The organism is Cereibacter sediminicola (assembly GCF_007668225.1).
Lineage (GTDB): Bacteria > Pseudomonadota > Alphaproteobacteria > Rhodobacterales > Rhodobacteraceae > Cereibacter_A > Cereibacter_A azotoformans.
Genome location: NZ_VDEK01000093.1, coordinates 1 through 1,702, shown reverse-complemented (window position 1 = coordinate 1,702; position 1,702 = coordinate 1). Strand labels below are relative to the sequence as shown.

The 1,702-nt window shown below is 67.3% G+C and carries 3 protein-coding genes and 1 pseudogene; 1 reads left to right on the top strand and 3 read right to left on the bottom strand.

The features are described 5' to 3' along the window. Positions 1-585, bottom strand: a 585-nt coding sequence (locus FG154_RS20420) for a hypothetical protein (RefSeq protein ID WP_145111954.1), incomplete at its 3' end; no start/stop codon positions are given. A gap of 104 nt (positions 586-689) precedes the next feature. Here FG154_RS20420 and FG154_RS20415 point away from each other — a divergent pair. After that, complete coding sequence (locus FG154_RS20415) at positions 690-1,013, top strand: hypothetical protein (protein ID WP_145111951.1); 324 nt, start codon at positions 690-692, stop codon at positions 1,011-1,013. On the opposite strand, the gene FG154_RS20410 is transcribed toward FG154_RS20415, so the two are convergent. Together FG154_RS20410 and FG154_RS20405 are read right to left on the bottom strand one after the other, a co-directional pair. Then, positions 1,010-1,423 (bottom strand): hypothetical protein, encoded by a 414-nt coding sequence (locus tag FG154_RS20410; RefSeq protein ID WP_145111949.1) that lies wholly within the window; start codon positions 1,421-1,423, stop codon positions 1,010-1,012. The two genes, FG154_RS20415 and FG154_RS20410, sit on opposite strands and share 4 nt — an antisense overlap. 10 nt (positions 1,424-1,433) lie before the next feature. Further along, positions 1,434-1,702, bottom strand: a pseudogene (locus FG154_RS20405) (hypothetical protein); the annotation flags it as partial.

Below are 1,702 nucleotides of genomic sequence, written 5' to 3'. Positions count from 1 at the left end.
AACGTGCTGCTCGCCGCTCGCCTCCCGCAGCCGGCCGCGCTGGAGGCGGCGGTCGAGGAGTTCCTGAGCGGCTGAGGCCCACGAGGTGTTCAGCGACCGGTAGTGCTGGCCCTTCGAGCTGGTCACCTTCACCGAGAGGTTCTCGAGCACCTTGTTCAGGCTGACCGCGACCCGCGTGCTGCCGGACCGGTGCCTCTCCACCGCCAAGGGGGCGACGTAGACGTGCGCGGTGCCGCATCCCTCGCCGTCAAGGTCGAGCCGCGCCGCGATGACGCCGCCGCCCGACCAGGACTGCGCCCAGGCCACCGCCGACGAGAGGAGCTGCTTCTGTCGCGATCGGACCTCGGCTGGAGTGCCGCCCTCAAGGACCCACTCCCGGGACACGCCGACCTCCAGGTGAAGGCACGCCGGCGCCCCCTGCCGGAGGTGCGCTTCGTGCAGGGCGAGGTGCCACCGGTGCTGCGCAAGGTGCTCGGCACCCAGCTTTTCGCGCAGGAGCCAGTGCAGGGATTGGCCCTTGGCGTTGCGGGACTGCACCTGAAGTTCGCGGACGGACATGGGATGGGCGCGGGTGTATGCGAACATGTGGACAACCTGCTGACGACGGTTGCCCTAGGATACCGACCAACCCGATAATCGCGAAATCGCAGCTCAACGCCCCTTCATATACGGGGAGTCAGGTTTTACCCATGTACGATACGGTCCTCGAATATACCTTGCGCATCCTGAAGACCACGGACGTCGTCGACATTTCCGACGACCTCGACAGCCTGCTTGCGCTTGCCGCTCCGTCCAGCGTGCCGGAACTGGAAAAGCGCCGCGTCCGCACGTTCGCGGCGGCGGCTATGTCCTTGCTGCCCCCAGCGACCGCCGCGGAAGTGCGCCGCGAGTTCGACGCGCTGCAGGCCGTGACCCGGGAGCCGCCTCTGGCCGAGCAGCTCTCCGGGGTGGCGCACGATGACCTGGCCCGCGCCATCGTCGCGCTTTCCGTACGTGAGGCCGTGCTGGTCTAGTCGAGAAGGCCGGTAGCCGCGGCGGCGGCCCAGCTCATCGCGAGTCCAGCAGCGAGGATCCAGAATGCCGACGTGGCCAAACTGAAAAGCGTAAACGGGAACGCCAGAACCAGGAAGAGCGTGAACAGCATCACGACGACGACGTGAACCCCCGCCGCGATGGAGGCCGGGATGTGCTCGTACCACCGCTGGAACTCCCCGGCCGGCGAGAGCAGTGCCAGTAGGGCGAGCGTGACCGGCAGGTATGGCAGATACAGCCAGGGCCTCTCTCCGATGAAGGCGAAGCGGGCCACGCGCTGCACGCTGTGCAGGTCATGTGAGACGGCCATGAGGTCACCGACGATGCTGAATGACATCCAGGCGTGCAGCACGGAAAGAGCGAGGGCGGCGAGGGAAATCAGAGCAACCATTGATGTTTCCTCAATGCAGAATTGGTTGGCGGGCGATGGCGCGGAAACTGGCGCGGATCCGGTCGAGAGCGCGAAGGGTCAGCCGCCCCGCCTCGATCCCCGCCACGACCGAGTCGATGACGGAGCCGTCGATGGCGAGGTCGCCGAGTGCGCGGGAGACGGTGCGGCGCAGGTCGTCTCCGCCAGGATAGCCGACCTCGAACACCGTCGCGCGGTCCAGCAGAGCGGGTGCCAGCGCGGATGAGCGCGCGGGCGATGGCGATCGCGAGATGGCTCTTG